This window comes from Caproicibacterium sp. NSD3, from assembly GCF_053613275.1.
This window is the reverse complement of sequence record NZ_CM132119.1, coordinates 1,505,050-1,520,250: the sequence shown is the minus strand read 5'-3', so window position 1 is coordinate 1,520,250 and position 15,201 is coordinate 1,505,050. Positions and strand designations below refer to the sequence as shown.

Genomic DNA, 15,201 nt, shown 5'->3' with positions numbered 1-15,201 from the left:
ATTGTGGAAACGGAACTGTTAAAAGCGGATACCCAAGGGATTGAGCGTGCAGCAAAGTTCCTCCGCGAAGGCGGTCTCGTCGGAATGCCGACGGAAACGGTTTATGGGCTTGCGGCGAATGCACTGGATGGAAAAGCCGTTGCAAAAATTTTTGCAGCGAAAGGGCGACCGATGGATAACCCGCTGATTGTCCATATTTCGGACTTTTCTCAGATTTATCATTTGGTAGCGGTTGTCCCCGAAAGTGCAAAAAAATTGGCAAAGGTTTTTTGGCCGGGACCACTTACTATGATTTTACCAAAAGCAGATTGTATTCCGGATGAAGTTAGCGCCGGATTGCCGACAGTTGCAATTCGGTTCCCGTCTCATCCGGCGGCGCAGCAGCTGATTACGGCTGCCGGTTTGCCTTTGGCAGCGCCTTCTGCCAATCTTTCCGGAAAGCCAAGTCCCACGACAGCGGAACATGTTATGCACGATCTCTCTGGAAAAATTGAAGCCGTAGTTGACGGCGGGCCCTGTAAGGTCGGCGTGGAATCCACAGTGATTACATTGGCGTCAAATCCACCGCGTCTTTTAAGACCGGGTGGAATTACATTGGAACAGCTGCGTTCCGTTTTGGGAGAAGTAGAGATGGATGACGCAGTGCTGCATCCGTTAAAAGAAGGGGTGCGCGCTTCTTCCCCGGGAATGAAGTATAAGCATTATTCTCCGAAAGCAAATGTGATTATTCTTGACGGCAGTGATGAACAATATAGAAATTATGTAAACTCTCATATTGCGCCGGGAGTAATGGCTCTTTGCTATGATGAGGATTGTGCGGGACTAAAGAGTCCTTATTTATGTTATGGGGCAGAGACGGATATGTCTCAGATGGCACATCATCTTTTTGATGCGCTGCGCGAAGTGGATCTTCTTGGAGCAAAAACTGTTTATGCTCGTTGCCCTGCACCAAAGGGAGTTGGGTTGGCGGTTTATAATCGCTTGATGCGGGCAGCCGGATTTGAGGTGCTTCATCTTTGAAACAGCTGATTATTGGACTGACCGGCCCGACTGGAGCCGGTAAATCAACATGGACTGCAGCACTCGAAAATTTGGGCTGCAGAATCATTGATTGTGATCAGCTTGCCAGAGAAGCGGTACAGGCCCCCGATTGTATCAAAAATTTGCAGCGGGTTTTTGGAGAAGATCTGATTTCGGTAGATGGACTCGATCGTAAGGAGTTGGCTAAAAGAGCGTTTCAGGATGCAGCGCATACCGAACTTCTTAATCAAATTACGCATCCCGTGATACTCGCTTTGCTGGAGAAAAAGCTGCAAAGCCTTTCGAAAGAACCTACTCCGGCGATTATCATTGATGCGCCGCAGCTTTTTGAAAGCGGGCTTGATTCTCGCTGCGATTTTGTAGCGGCAGTTCTGGCACCGAAAGAAATTCGAATCAAGCGACTGCAAAAACGAGATGGGATTAGCGCGAAAGAGGTTCTTTCCCGGATGTCGGTCCAACATTCGGATGATTTTTTCCAGAAGCATTCCGATTTTATTTTAGACGGCAATCTTTTGCCCGAACAAGTAAGGGGGCATGCTTCTGAATTTTTGCAGCAGGTATTGGAAGGAAACGCATGAGACATATCAAAAGACGAACAAACCGAAAATTACGAAAGAAACGAATCTTGATTGTGATAGCGGGTTTGATCCTGGTGGCAGGTGTTATTGTTGGCTTGGTGTCGTTGCTTCATAAAAGCAATGAACAGGTGCAGCATGCTGCATATCCGCAGGAGTATCAAGAAATCGTCAATCAATATACGACACAGTTTCAAGTGGAACCTTCTCTTGTTTACGCTGTCATGAAAGCCGAGAGCGGATTTGATTCCCACGCACATTCTGGGGCAGATGCCAGAGGGTTGATGCAAATTACACCCGAAACGTTTGAATGGCTGCAGTGGCAGATGCCGGATGATCCGGAATATACAGGTGAAGATCTTTACAATCCAGAGATTAATATCCGTTACGGATGCAAGTTCCTTTCGATTTTACAGGGTACTTATCAGGATCTCGGCACTTGTATTGCCGCCTATAATGCAGGAATGGGCAATGTAAACAGGTGGCTTTCCGACAGTGATTATTCTGATGATGGAATCACACTCAAAGAAATTCCTTATCCAGAAACTAAGACATATGTTCAGCGGGTGCTGAGCAATTATCAGCAGTATAAAAGTCTATATAATTCCCAAAAATAATTTTGATCGGAGGTATCAGGTATGGCAAAAAAAGAAAATAAGGGCGAAACAAAAAAACTTGCCGAAAAGCTTCTCATTAATCGTAAAAACGGGTTCTTTTCGGTAACAGATGAACAAATTGAAAAGGCAGATAAATTCTGTGAAGGGTATAAGAAGTTTTTAGGGGCTTCTAAAACCGAACGGGAAGCTGTCCTTTCAACGATTGCGCTGGCGGAGAAAGAAGGATTTATTCCCTATGATCCCGATAAGAATTATCAGGCCGGCGACAAGGTGTATTTCAATAACCGTGGGAAAGCGGTCATTCTGACAGTCTTTGGGACAAAAGGCTGCAAGAATGGCGTAAGGATTGCTGCATCTCATATTGATTCCCCGCGTCTTGATCTAAAGCCCCATCCGCTTTATGAAAAAGATGATTTGGCGCTTTTTAAAACGCACTATTACGGGGGTCTCAAAAAGTATCAATGGACAACCATTCCCTTGGCAATGCATGGCAGAATCTGCCGGAAAGACGGTTCTCAAGTGGATATTTGCCTCGGTGAAAAGTCGGGTGATCCGATGTTTACAGTGACCGATTTATTGCCGCATCTGGGAGACGAGCAGATGCATAAACCAATGATGAAGGCCATTGAGGGAGAGAACCTTAATATTCTTGTTGGCAGCCGTCCGATTCGCGATGATGAAGGAGATCAGATTTTCAAACTGAATGTGATGCGCCTTTTGAATCAGGAATATGGGATCACGGAAGAAGATTTTGTCAGCGCGGATATTGAGTTTGTACCGGCATTTAAGCCCTGTGACCTAGGATTTGACCGCAGCATGATCGGCGCTTATGGTCATGATGACCGCGTCTGTGCTTATCCTGCAGTGATGGCAGCATTGACTGCAAAAACACCTGAAAATACAATCATCACCGTCCTTGCTGATCGGGAAGAAACCGGCAGTGATGGAAACACTGGACTCAATAGTGCATTCATGAGAGACTTTATTGCAGATTTGGCTGAAAAAGAGGGCCTTGTTCCGCGTCATGTGATGGCAAAATCAAAATGCCTATCAGCAGATGTAACGGCCGCTTATGATCCCACCTATGCAAGTATGTATGAGTTTAACAACTCCACTTTCCTGAATAATGGTGTTGCAATGAGCAAATATACCGGTGGCCGCGGAAAGAGCGGTACCAGTGAGGCAACAGCAGAGCTTGTCTCAGAGATCCGGTCAATTTTTGAGAAAAACGATGTGCTTTGGCAGATCGGTGAACTTGGAAAAGTTGACGGTGGCGGCGGCGGAACAGTTGCAATGTACATTGCAAACTTGAATGTTGATGTTGTTGATATTGGAGTTCCGGTTTTGTCAATGCATGCTCCTTTTGAAGTGGTTTCCAAGTTGGATATTTATATGACCTATCGTGGAATTCGCTCTTTCTACGAAGCAAAATAATAGATTTAGGGTCAAAAAAGGGATACCGGAAATTTCCGGTATCCCTTTTTGTAAGCGAAAGAGGATTTAAGAGGATTTTTTCGGTCCGCAGTAAACGATTCCACGGTCGGCATCCACTGTGACAACTGTTCCGCTGCGCAAAATCTTGGTCGCATTTTTGGCGCCAACGATCGTGGGAGTGTCCAGCGCAAGCCCTACAATTGCGGCGTGTGAGTTGAGCCCGGGTGCTTCAGAGACGATTGCATAAGCTTTTCTCATATAAGGAAGGTATTGGTTATCCGTCTCGAGAACAACTAAGATATCACCTGCTTTAAAATTTTGTTTAGCATCTTCCGGAGAAGAGCACACACAGAGATTTCCGCAGGCAGATCCTTTATTGGCAATTTTTCCAGAAACCAGAATATCGCCGACCAACTGTACCTTGAGTAAATTTGTAGTGCCGGAGATTCCCAGGGGAACACCAGCAGTAATTACGGCAAGATCACCATCTTTTACAAGACCAGCTTTTTGAGCCATCTTAATTGCATGGTCAAAGAGTGCGTCGGTGTTGTCCTGTTCCTGTATGATGATCGGGGTAACTCCCCAGGAAATATTTAGTTGGCGACGAACGACGGGGTCTGTAGTGCCGGTAATGATGGGGCAGGCGGGATGATATTTTGAAATCATGCGAGCAGTGGTACCTGATTTGGAAACCGTAATAATTGCTGCCGCGCCTAAATCATGGGCAGTGGTACAGGTCGCATGGGAGATTGCCGAAGTGACGTCCGATTTAGAAGAGCAAATGGGACGCTTTTTAAAGACAGAAACATAATCGATATCTTCCTCGGTGCGTGTTGCTATACAGACCATGGTTTTAAGAGCTTCTACCGGAAATTTTCCTGCGGCTGTTTCTCCAGAAAGCATAATTGCGCTCGTTCCATCATAAATAGCATTGGCGACATCAGTTGCCTCTGCACGTGTGGGACGAGGATGGCTGATCATAGAATCCAACATTTGGGTGGCAGTAATGACTGTTTTTCCCTGCTGCATTGCTTTTTTGATGAGCTTTTTCTGCAGAATCGGAATCTCTTCCAGAGGGACTTCTACGCCCAGATCACCGCGCGCAACCATGATTCCATCCGAGACACGCAGAATTTCGTCAATGTTCAGCACACCGCTCATATTTTCAATTTTTGCAATAATACGCATATTATGGCAGTTATTCTTTTTTAATTCGCGCCGTAAGTTCAAAATATCTTCTGCACTGCGTGTAAAGGAAGCAGCGATCATATCGAATCCTTCTTTTACACCGAATGCAATATCAGACTGATCTTTTTCACTGATGAAAGGAAGAGAAAGTGAAATATTCGGTACATTAATTCCCTTTTGAGAAGAGAGCGTGCCGCCGCTTATCACGGTACAGTGAACTTCCGTCTCAGTGCAGGAATTCACATTCAGCTCAATCAATCCATCATCAATTAAAATTCTGCTGTTGGGATGAACTTCTTTCGGTAAACGTGAAAATGTTACATAAGAAATCGTCTCATCACCAACAATGGGCTTCGTCGTCAGTGTAAAGGGAGCGCCTTCTTTTAAAGTAACCTGCTCTTCCTTGAAAGTACCCGTTCGTATTTCCGGACCTTTGGTATCTAGCAGCAGAGCAACCGGAAGATCAAGTTCCTCACGAAGCTGCTTGATTTTATCGGCTCGCTTTTTGTGATCTTCATGTGTGCCATGGGAGAAATTCAGCCGTGCAACATCCATGCCGTTCTGCATCAGCTGGCGCAGGGTGTCGCCTTGATCTGTGGCGGGTCCGACTGTACAGATGATTTTTGTTTTTCTCATACTGCAAACCTCGATCCTAAATTTTTGAAATTACATCCATTTTACTCTACGGTTGTGAAAAAATCAACGATCAAATTCTGATTTATTTATTTGTGCATTTTTTTGGAATTTGATTTTTAAGGGATCGCAGGTTACAATAATAACAAGAGAAAATAAAGATAGAAAGGAGAGACCGTATGGGCACAAAAAGAACATTTTTGCGCAGAAGCAGGACAAAGTTCGCGGAAAATGAAAACCGGACCATTATGGTTAGCCGTCGGGTCCTTTTAATTCTGATTTTGATCGTTGTTTTGGCCGGCATATTTTTATGCTATCGGTCTTTACAGGAAATTCGGACAGAAGAGGATCAGAAGACGGTTTCTTCGCAGGCGATTGCAAAAGAGCCGCTTGATCCTTCTCTTTTAACAGTCATTTCGTCAAAAATCCCCTGTAATCAAGAGGAGGAACCGCCGCAGCTTGCAACAGTTTCTGGCGTTTCAGTCAACATAAAGATTGCGGATGCTTTAAAACAATTTTTAGCGGCTGCTAAAAAAGCAGGCTATTCGATTCAGCTTAAGAGTGGGTATATGAATGCAGCGGATCAGGAGAAACTTTATCAGGATAAGGTCTCTTCTCTAATTTCTGGGGGTGGATATACACAGGTTCGTGCCGAAGCTGAGGCGGCAAAGACCGTTCCGCCGGGAAATGCGTGTGAGGATGTTTTGGGGCTGTCATTCGAGGTAAACGGAGATTCAGATTTTGAAAACAGTGCAGCTGCCAAATGGCTCGATAATCAGTGCATTTTTTACGGATTTATCAGGAGGTACCCGGAGTCTAAAACGGAGTATACCGGAATGTCCGGTAGTTTTACTCATTATCGCTATGTCGGAGAAGAATCGGCAATGAAGATGCGTTCTTATGGAATGTGTCTGGAGGAATATGCATCTTATCTGAAGCAGTCTGGCGCACTCAGTTGAGATTTCTAAAAAAGTACTTGCTTTTTTGAAATTGCTATGGTAAAATCTTAATGTTAAGTTTGCAGTTGGAAGAAAGAGGTGACAATCATGAAGGAAGGAATTCATCCCCAGTACAAAGAAACAACCATTACCTGCGCATGCGGAAATGTGATCCATACCAGATCCACAAAAGAAAATATCCGCGTTGAAATTTGCTCCAAGTGCCACCCGTTCTTCACCGGCAAGCAGAAGCTGGTGGATACCAGCGGTCGTGTTGATATGTTCAAAAAGCGTTATGGAATTGGCAAATAATCATTAAACTGGTTTTAATCGGGCGGTGCAGAAATGCGCCGCCTGTTTTCATATGGGAGGAAGAGAGTTTTTATGGAAGTCTATCGGACTTTGCAGAAATCCGGAGGACGGGATTTTACTGAAAAGAAATCACGGTTTATTGGATATGCGTTTCCAGTTTCTACGGAAAAGGAAGCACAGGATTTTTTGCAGATGATCCGTAAACGCCATTGGGACGCAAAACACAATGTTTCGGCTTATGTGTTGAAAAATGGGATTCAGCATTGTTCAGATGATGGCGAACCGCAGGGAACAGCAGGGGTTCCGGTGATGAATGTACTTCTTAAAAACGGCGTGGTCAACGCAATGATCGTCGTGACCAGATATTTTGGAGGAATCCTTCTGGGAACAGGTGGATTGGTACGTGCCTATTCCCATGCAGCATCGCTTGCCTTGGAGGATGCCGGAATCGTCACTATGCGCCCTTGTAAAAATTTATCTCTTTCTTGCAGCTATTCTCAATACGGAAGAGTTTCTGCATTGATTCCTCAATATGGCGGTAAGATTGACAAGAGTGAGTTTGGAGCAGAAGTCAAATTGCAGGTTCATATTGAGAATGAGAGATTCCATTTATTTCAAACTGAATTTACAGAGGCAACTGGTGGTGCGATTTGTGTGAAAATAGAGGGAGAAACTTATTTTTGCGAATGATTTTTTCTTTTTGCAGGAATTTTGCGTTTTTTTGCGTATATATTTATGCAGGAATGTTTTTAGAAAGGCGGTGCATATCTGAAAATGACAGTACGGGAGAGAACACAAGGAATCGAAAGACAGATTTTATCTCCATATGCGGCGTTGTCCGATCAGACGAAAGGACGCAAGCATCCGGAAGAAGACGATGATTTGCGCACGCCGTTTCAAAGAGACAGAGACCGGATTATCCATTGTAAGTCTTTCCGCAGACTGAAACATAAAACGCAGGTTTTTCTTGCACCGGAAGGGGATCATTACCGTACGCGGCTGACCCATACATTAGAAGTAGCACAGATTGCACGGACGATTGCAAGGGCCTTGCGCCTAAATGAAGATCTCACGGAAGCAATTGCTTTGGGACACGATTTAGGACATACTCCGTTTGGACATGCAGGAGAGCGTGCACTTAATGAGCTTTGCCCAGGAGGATTTCGCCATTATGAACAGAGTGCTCGCGTGGTGGAACGTGTAGAAAAAAACGGAGAAGGACTCAATCTGACCGAAGAAGTGGTAGATGGCATTTTGTGCCATACAACTGGAAAACAAGCAGAGACGTTGGAAGGGCAGATTGTGCGGGTTTCTGATCGGATCGCTTATATTAACCATGATATTGATGATTCCGAACGTGCTGGAATTATCAGGGAAGAAGACCTGCCGCAGACGCTTACTGATCTTTTGGGACACAGTAAAAGTCAGAGAATTAATACGTTGGTATGTTCTGTAGTGGAGAGCAGCCAGCATGGGAAAATTGAGATGGAACCGGAAATTGAAGCGCCCTTTGATGAACTGAGACGCTTTATGCTTCATTCTGTCTATGAAAATCCGTATGCAAAAAGTGAAGAAAAGAAAGTTCCCGGAATTATCGGGAAGCTTTATGAGTATTTTGGGGAGCCGGGAAATCTTCCGGAGGATATGCGCATAATCGAAATGGAAGACGGGCTTAGCCGTGCGGTGACGGATTATATTGCCGGGATGACTGACCAGTATGCAGTCGAAAAATTTATGGAGATTTACGTCCCAAAAGCATGGAATCACTGATTTTTTGAAAGATTTAAGAGGAAGAAGGAAAGCTCAAAATGCCGCTGCCGCAGGAATTTTTGGATGAACTCAAATCACGCAGTGATTTAACAGAAGTTGCTTCTTCCTATGTTTCACTAAAAAGACAGGGAAGAAATCTGGTTGGGCTTTGCCCTTTTCATAATGAAAAGACGCCGTCCTTCAATATTTATCCGGAAAATGGCTCATTTTATTGCTTTGGCTGTGGTGCCGGAGGGGACGTAATTACTTTTGTCCGTAAAATTAAAAATCTCGATTATATGGAAGCAATCCGTTTTCTTGCACAGCGTGCGGGAATGACAGTTCCCGAAGATGCAGCAGACAATGGACTCACGAAGCTGCGTACCAGAATTTACGAGATCAATCGGGAGACTGCCCGCTATTATCATCAGATGCTGCTTTCTCCGCAGGGAAAAAAAGCGTTGGATTATCTTATGGGCAGAGCACTGAGCGTGAAGACAATTCGCCATTTTGGATTGGGATATGCACCACCCGGCAGATTTTCTCTGGTGGATTTTCTCGAAAAAAAAGGATATAAAGAAGACGAAATCGTGAGTGCAAACCTTGCTTTTCGTGGACGCAGCGGCCATTTGATTGATCGTTTCTATGACCGTGCGATGTTTCCAATTATTGATCTAAGAGGAAATATTATGGCATTTGGTGGAAGGATACTCGGTCCCGGAGAACCCAAATACATAAATTCCAGTGATACGCCGGTCTATCATAAAGGAAGAAATCTGTTTGCGCTTAATTTTGCAAAAGATTCGGGACAAGACAGCCTAATCCTTTGCGAAGGTTATATGGATGTAATCGCGTTACACCAGGCGGGCTTTACAAATGCGATTGCAGGGCTTGGAACTGCACTGACCCCAGAGCAGGCAAAGTTGATTTCCCGCTATACGGGGGAAGTGATCGCCTCTTATGATGCAGATTCTGCAGGGCAGAAGGCGGCTTCACGCAGCATTCCACTTTTGAGAGAAGCGGGGCTGAATGTACGAATCTTGGTAGTCCCGAACGGCAAAGATCCGGATGAATTTATCCGTTCTTATGGAGAGAATGGACATGCTCGTTTTCAGCAGCTTTTGGATCAGTGCGGCAACGACGTGGAATATCAGTTGGAGAAAGCACGCCGTGCAGTCAATGTTCAGACACCGGATGGAAAAGTCGCTTTTTTGGAAAGTGCCGTAAAAATTCTCGCAACGCTTGATAATCCGATTGAGCAGGAAGTTTATGCTGGAAAACTTTCTGAAGAAATGCATGTGGAGCGGACGACGCTTTTAAGTCAGATCAAAAGACAGAGGCAGAAACAGCAGAAATCCGAGCGCAAGAAAGAATTCCGTTCTTTTCAGCAAAAAAGGATTGGACTCAAAGATTCTGTAAACCCGGAAAAACAGGATAAGCTGCGGGCGGCGGGGGCAGAAGAAGCGCTGCTTGCCTATTTAATTCGTTATCCGGAGGCTTCTTTGCAGATTTTTGAGCAATTACCGCCGGAAAAATTCAGTACTTCCTTTAATTGCCGTGTATATCGGGTAATTATGGACAGAATGAAAGAGGAAAAATCTACAGATTTAACAGATTTATCGTCTGTTTTTTCTCCGGAAGAAATGGGAACTCTTGCGAGAATCCTTGCGAAGGATGCGGACATTCCCATTAGCCGGGAAGACGCTCAAGATTATGTAAAGGTAATCCTGGAAGAAGCGCAGAAACAGATGCTGCAGAAAAATTCCAGTGAAAAGGACCTTTTAGCATATGTCGAATATTTGAAAGAACAGAAAACAAGAAAACAGGGGGATTAAGGAAATGACAGTTACACCAACACCGGATAAAAAAACAGTGATCCGGGAATTGATTGAGCAGGGCAAATCAAAAGGACAACTTTCAACCAAGGAGATTCTTGACGCGATTGGGGAACTGGATTTTGAACCGGAACAGCTGGAAAAATTCTATGATACACTGGAAAGTCAGGGCGTTGAGATTATAGAAGATTTTGGAACGGAAAATCTGGAGGATATCAGTCTGAATCTCGCGCCGGAGGAGAATGATGTCAATCCCGGAGTTGGGAGCGAAAGCATTTCAGTCGATGACCCGGTTAAGGTTTATTTAAAAGAGATCGGGCGGGTTCCGCTGCTTTCTCCGGAAGAGGAAATCGACTTGGCTATCCGGATTTCCGATGGAGATGAAACAGCCAAAAAGCGTTTGGCAGAAGCAAACCTTCGCTTGGTTGTCAGTATCGCAAAGCGATATTTGGGTCGCGGAATGCAATTTCTCGATTTGATTCAAGAAGGAAACCTGGGCCTGATTAAAGCCGTAGAAAAATTTGATTACACAAAAGGGTTTAAATTTTCCACTTATGCGACATGGTGGATTCGTCAGGCCATTACCCGCGCGATTGCCGATCAGGCGCGCACCATTCGAATCCCGGTCCATATGGTCGAGACAATTAATAAAGTGAAAAAAGTTTCCAGTCAGCTTCTGCATGCGAATGGTCGTGAACCTACTGCAGAGGAGATCAGCGCAGAACTTAATATGCCGGTGGAGAAGGTCCGCGAAATCATGCGAGTTGCACAGGAGCCGGTTTCGCTGGAAACACCGATCGGGGAAGAGGAAGACAGTCATTTGGGCGATTTTATCCCAGACGATGATGCACCCGCTCCGGCAGATGCTGCTTCCCATATTATGCTCAAAGAGCAGCTTTCTGATGTACTTGATACGTTGACCCCCAGAGAAGAAAAAGTACTGCGCCTTCGTTTTGGCTTGGAGGATGGACGTTCCCGTACTTTGGAAGAAGTCGGTAAGGAATTCAATGTCACTCGTGAAAGAATTCGTCAGATTGAAGCAAAAGCTCTTCGTAAATTGCGCCATCCGAGCCGCAGCAAAAAGCTGAAAGATTTTTTGGATTGATTGAAAGGAGATGGCGGCTATGGTCATGACTTTAGAGACAGATTATGCAGTTCGGATTATGGAACTTCTCACGAAGACAAACGGAAAAGTAGACGCCGGATCCATTTCAAAAAATACCCACGTTCCGCAGAGATTTGCTTTAAAGATCCTTCGAAAATTAGTATCGGATGGACTGATTGTTTCATTTAAAGGGGCTCATGGCGGTTATGCGCTGGCACGCCCTGCTGATCAGATTACTTTGCGTGAGGTGCTGGAATCAGTGCAGGGTCCCTATATGATCAGCCGATGCCAACAGGATGAGTATTGCTGTGCACACAGTGGTAGCGGAGCACATTGCCGTTTTCATAAAGTCTACGATGAGGTAACTGAGATGGTCAGAAAAAAGCTTGACAGTTATACGTTTGCACAGATTTGCAGTTCGGACGATTTGTCATTAGAAAAAGATGACAACGTTTAAAAAATAGAGTTTTATAAAAAACGCTCTAAACAATCAGGTAGGAACGAAAAATCTTACCTGAATGCTTAGAGCGTTTTTATGGGCTTTCCCAGCTAAATATTTTATGAATTTGCCTTTAGGAAATTTACTCCTTTTCTATTTTCTATGTTATTACAAACGACTAAAATCACAAAACATATTAACTAATATTAGAAACAAAAAGAAAGTCATACAGGCAGTTCCAGAGAATTTTAGATAGGATGTTTTTTGACTTTTAATAGATTTTAGGATTTCTTTTGTTCTTTTAATGGGATGAAATGAAATATGCTTATAAAAATGATAATAGAGCAAAAGTAATAAAGCGGTTAAAAGGAAAATTGCAAAGCAGCTCCATTTAAGAATTAGCTGTACTTCATCAGGTGCTTTTTGTGGGAATAAGAAGTTTCCAAATGGTGTCAACAAATATCCAAACCAATCATTTATACTATGAGCTATAATCGGCAACAGTAAATTTCCACTCATTATATAGAGATATCCCATCATAATCCCCAAAATTAAAGGTGCAGGAAATTGTGTTCCATGCATGAAACTAAATAAAACAGTCGTCCATATAACAGCAAAAACTTTTCCGCTGCTTTCGCATAGATTTTCTAAAAAGACGCCTCTGAATATAAATTCCTCATAAAATCCTGTGAAAACTGCTAATAAGAGAAAAAGCCATATCTGTGATAGATGCGCATTTATAGGGGGTGCGTCTCGCCGTGAGTATAAAGCACAGCTTGAAAAGTTTAAAGAGACCGTAAAAAATATCCATAAAATATTTTCAATCAAAGAAAAACGACTCTTTTTTTGATGCTTGATCACGTCTTTGACCGAAGTCTTTAATAAAAGTTGAGAAGCAATCATGAAAATACAGCCATTTAAAATTGTCACATAAATATACTGGTCAATATTAAAAGAAGAAACAGGAAAGATCCTTGCTAAAAAATTTTGTCCCAAGATGTCAATTAACAAAATAATTGCAATTCGATTGGAACTTTGCTCTAAAGTCAAATTCGTTTTCTGATTCATAAAACTGCACCTCACATAAAGTGTGATGACTTAGAATGAAGTCATGTTGCTTTGATTGATAGATGATGGGTAAGCAAATGAGAAATATAAATGAGAAAGGCAAACGTGCCAATTGCACAGGGGATAAAAAACCAAGTATGCATCGGTGTAAAGAATACGGGAACTAATGCGAAAATGAAAGAAAAAGAAGAAAGCCTAAAGAAACACAATACGAAAATCAGGACCGCCCATATCCAACCGATTCGATATAATAGGCTTCCGTAAAAATTCCCCAACAAAAGGAACGCCCAATAGAAAGCAAACCGCCAGAGAAAAGCAATCGGAATCAGTGCAGGCACAAAATACGGTGCGGATATGATCTCTTCATAAGGCGATCGCATTTGTTGCCCCAGCAATGTGATTCCGGCGGAAACACTGTCGCTCTGCTGGCACATCGTGAAAAACGAGATATACTGTCCGTTGAGGGATAAAACCCAGTCTAAAAAAGTATCGGTCAGGGCAAAAACAGCCGCAAAAACGGCAAAAGCTGCGCAGTAAGCGAGATTTTGGGTTTTCCGCGAAATCCCTAGAACTGTCGGCATGCGAAAAGAGCGGTTGCGCAGTACGATTGCCGTAATCAACAGACAGAATGCAGTATTTAGTTCGCAGCTCATATGACGATCATGCAAACTTGATAAAATGACCATTCCTATATAGCCGTAAAAAATCACCATTGGAATCCAAATAGAACGAAGTACATACCGAAAAAGACCGGTAAATGATTTCCTTTCCTGAAACGGAACCAAAGCGATGGACTTACGCATGAGAAATTCCTCCTTTCTGATCGGTTAGGGCCAAAACCAGCTCGGAAAGTGAAATCTTTGAGAAAGTCAGCCCTTCTAAAGCGGGTGGCTGCGGTCCCAGAATGGTAGCTGTTTTTAAGCCGCCGAGAGTTTGAATTTGCAGAACTTTTTGTTCCGAGCAAAAACGGTCAACCAGCTCAAATGGCCCACTTACCTGATAGCTGTTCTGAATGAGATGCTCACAGGAATCTTTCAAAATAAGGTTGCCCTTTTCAAGAATCAAAATTTCATCCAGAATGGATTCGATTTCTTCCACCCAATGGGTCGCAAAGAGACAAGCAATTGACCCTTTTGAAAAAATGCTCAACAGCTCCTGATAAAAGAGGTGCCGCGTGTTAGTATCCAATCCGAGAAACGGTTCATCAAACAAAATAAATTCGGCGCCGCTGGAAAGGGCAATCGCTAATTGAAAAGCTGTTCTTTGCCCGGTAGAAAGCGATGAAAAGCGAGCATCCTGGGGTAAACCGAATTTTTCGCAGAGCTGTGTAGCCTTTTCGGACGAAAAAGCAGGGCGCATGGCTGCAATCCAATTGATGAAGCGGGAAACCTGCATAGCAGACGGAAAGTCTTTGGGATCTCCACAATAATAGATTTTAGGCAGTGCGGTGGGATTTTCCCAGATGGGTTTTTCATCCAGAAAAACGGCTCCGCTGCTTGGATATTTTCGTCCGGAGAGAAGATTTAGCAGAGTCGTTTTTCCAGCACCATTGCGTCCCAGTACTCCATAAATGTGGCCAGTCTCAAATTCAGCAGAAATTGTACTTTGTAAATTGCTTTTTTTAAATTCCATTTGGACTTCTTTCAGAATGAGGCGGCTCATATTCATATCCCCTTTCAATCATATCTAAAAGTTCCGCTTTGGAAATTTTCAGCGTTTTAGCTTCAGAGAGCAGAGTAACAATATAAGTTTGATAAAATGCCTGTTTGTGTTGCTCCAGAATGCGACTTTTTGCCCCGGCTTTGACAAACATTCCGAGGCCTCGCTTTTTATAGATGATATCCGCGTCTACAAGCAGATTGATTCCTTTTAATGCAGTGGCAGGGTTTATTTTAAAAGTAATGGAGATTTCCGTCGTGGAGGGAATTTGCGCTTCTTCCGGAAACGCACCGGATAAAATGGCTTCCTCCAATTGTTCAGCAATTTGCAGATAAATGGGCTTTTCACTTTCAAAATGAATTTCCATTGGCGGCCTCCTTTCATAAAATAAAAACGCTCTCTTATAGTTTATTAGTTAGTTACTTATATAGTTAACAGTATAACTGTATTTATAAATTGTCAAGCGAAATTGGAATTTTCTTTTCCCAAAAATGCGTAAAATTATAGGAAATAAGATAAGAAAATTATATTTTGGAAGAATGCAGTTGAAAAAAAGGACAAGAAAGCTTATATTTAGTTATAAAGGATAAAGGTAATTGCATATGAGA

At 43.3% G+C, this 15,201-nt stretch carries 16 protein-coding genes; 11 read left to right on the top strand and 5 right to left on the bottom strand.

Annotated features, from left to right (window positions below):
• Positions 1–3: 3 nt before the first annotated feature.
• Genes ACVS9P_RS07425 through ACVS9P_RS07410 form a run of 4 tightly spaced genes read left to right on the top strand, consistent with a single transcriptional unit; the run spans position 4 to position 3,667 of the window.
• A complete protein-coding gene (locus tag ACVS9P_RS07425; protein ID WP_452102948.1) occupies positions 4–1,020 on the top strand; it encodes an L-threonylcarbamoyladenylate synthase in 1,017 nt (338 codons plus the stop codon).
• A complete protein-coding gene (coaE, locus tag ACVS9P_RS07420) occupies positions 1,017–1,619 on the top strand; it encodes a dephospho-CoA kinase (protein ID WP_452102947.1) in 603 nt (200 codons plus the stop codon). The genes ACVS9P_RS07425 and coaE overlap by 4 nt, the downstream gene beginning before the upstream one ends.
• Positions 1,616–2,233 carry a lytic transglycosylase domain-containing protein gene (locus ACVS9P_RS07415; protein ID WP_452102946.1) on the top strand — a complete coding sequence of 206 codons (618 nt, stop codon included), beginning with the start codon at positions 1,616–1,618 and terminating at the stop codon, positions 2,231–2,233. The genes coaE and ACVS9P_RS07415 overlap by 4 nt, the downstream gene beginning before the upstream one ends.
• A 21-nt stretch (positions 2,234–2,254) precedes the next feature.
• Positions 2,255–3,667: an aminopeptidase gene (locus tag ACVS9P_RS07410; protein WP_452102945.1), complete on the top strand. Its 1,413-nt coding sequence runs from the start codon at positions 2,255–2,257 to the stop codon at positions 3,665–3,667.
• A 66-nt stretch (positions 3,668–3,733) separates the two neighbouring features.
• Here the strand turns inward: ACVS9P_RS07410 and pyk are convergent, their stop codons facing one another.
• Complete coding sequence (gene pyk / locus ACVS9P_RS07405) at positions 3,734–5,491, bottom strand: pyruvate kinase (protein WP_452102944.1); 1,758 nt, start codon at positions 5,489–5,491, stop codon at positions 3,734–3,736.
• Between the two features lie 176 nt (positions 5,492–5,667).
• Between pyk and ACVS9P_RS07400 the strand changes: the two genes are divergently transcribed.
• The 7 genes from ACVS9P_RS07400 (at position 5,668) to ACVS9P_RS07370 (ending at position 11,884) form a co-directional block, all read left to right on the top strand.
• Complete coding sequence (locus ACVS9P_RS07400) at positions 5,668–6,447, top strand: D-alanyl-D-alanine carboxypeptidase family protein (RefSeq protein ID WP_452102943.1); 780 nt, start codon at positions 5,668–5,670, stop codon at positions 6,445–6,447.
• A gap of 87 nt (positions 6,448–6,534) precedes the next feature.
• Positions 6,535–6,738 carry a 50S ribosomal protein L31 gene (rpmE, locus tag ACVS9P_RS07395; RefSeq protein WP_180340396.1) on the top strand — a complete coding sequence of 68 codons (204 nt, stop codon included), beginning with the start codon at positions 6,535–6,537 and terminating at the stop codon, positions 6,736–6,738.
• A 72-nt stretch (positions 6,739–6,810) separates the two neighbouring features.
• Positions 6,811–7,428, top strand: coding sequence for a YigZ family protein (locus tag ACVS9P_RS07390; protein ID WP_452102942.1), 618 nt, complete (start codon positions 6,811–6,813; stop codon positions 7,426–7,428).
• Between the two features lie 84 nt (positions 7,429–7,512).
• Positions 7,513–8,508: a deoxyguanosinetriphosphate triphosphohydrolase gene (locus ACVS9P_RS07385; protein WP_452102941.1), complete on the top strand. Its 996-nt coding sequence runs from the start codon at positions 7,513–7,515 to the stop codon at positions 8,506–8,508.
• A 38-nt stretch (positions 8,509–8,546) separates the two neighbouring features.
• Positions 8,547–10,322 (top strand): DNA primase, encoded by a 1,776-nt coding sequence (gene dnaG, locus ACVS9P_RS07380; RefSeq protein WP_452102940.1) that lies wholly within the window; start codon positions 8,547–8,549, stop codon positions 10,320–10,322.
• 4 nt (positions 10,323–10,326) lie between these two features.
• Positions 10,327–11,427 carry an RNA polymerase sigma factor RpoD gene (gene rpoD, locus ACVS9P_RS07375; RefSeq protein ID WP_452102939.1) on the top strand — a complete coding sequence of 367 codons (1,101 nt, stop codon included), beginning with the start codon at positions 10,327–10,329 and terminating at the stop codon, positions 11,425–11,427.
• Between the two features lie 19 nt (positions 11,428–11,446).
• Positions 11,447–11,884, top strand: coding sequence for an RrF2 family transcriptional regulator (locus ACVS9P_RS07370; RefSeq protein WP_452102938.1), 438 nt, complete (start codon positions 11,447–11,449; stop codon positions 11,882–11,884).
• Between the two features lie 150 nt (positions 11,885–12,034).
• Here the strand turns inward: ACVS9P_RS07370 and ACVS9P_RS07365 are convergent, their stop codons facing one another.
• From ACVS9P_RS07365 to ACVS9P_RS07350, 4 genes are read right to left on the bottom strand one after another with little or no spacing between them, the layout of a single operon-like run.
• Positions 12,035–12,934: a CPBP family intramembrane glutamic endopeptidase gene (locus ACVS9P_RS07365; protein WP_452102937.1), complete on the bottom strand. Its 900-nt coding sequence runs from the start codon at positions 12,932–12,934 to the stop codon at positions 12,035–12,037.
• Positions 12,935–12,975: 41 nt separating this feature from the next.
• Positions 12,976–13,737 (bottom strand): hypothetical protein, encoded by a 762-nt coding sequence (locus tag ACVS9P_RS07360; RefSeq protein ID WP_452102936.1) that lies wholly within the window; start codon positions 13,735–13,737, stop codon positions 12,976–12,978.
• The gene (locus ACVS9P_RS07355; RefSeq protein ID WP_452102935.1) at positions 13,730–14,596 is read right to left on the bottom strand and encodes an ATP-binding cassette domain-containing protein; all 867 of its coding nucleotides are present in this window, start codon (positions 14,594–14,596) and stop codon (positions 13,730–13,732) included. The genes ACVS9P_RS07360 and ACVS9P_RS07355 overlap by 8 nt, the downstream gene beginning before the upstream one ends.
• Positions 14,556–14,960, bottom strand: a complete 405-nt coding sequence (locus ACVS9P_RS07350; protein WP_452102934.1) for a GntR family transcriptional regulator — start codon at positions 14,958–14,960, stop codon at positions 14,556–14,558. Before ACVS9P_RS07350 ends, ACVS9P_RS07355 begins: the two co-directional genes overlap by 41 nt.
• Between the last annotated feature and the right edge of the window lie 241 nt (positions 14,961–15,201).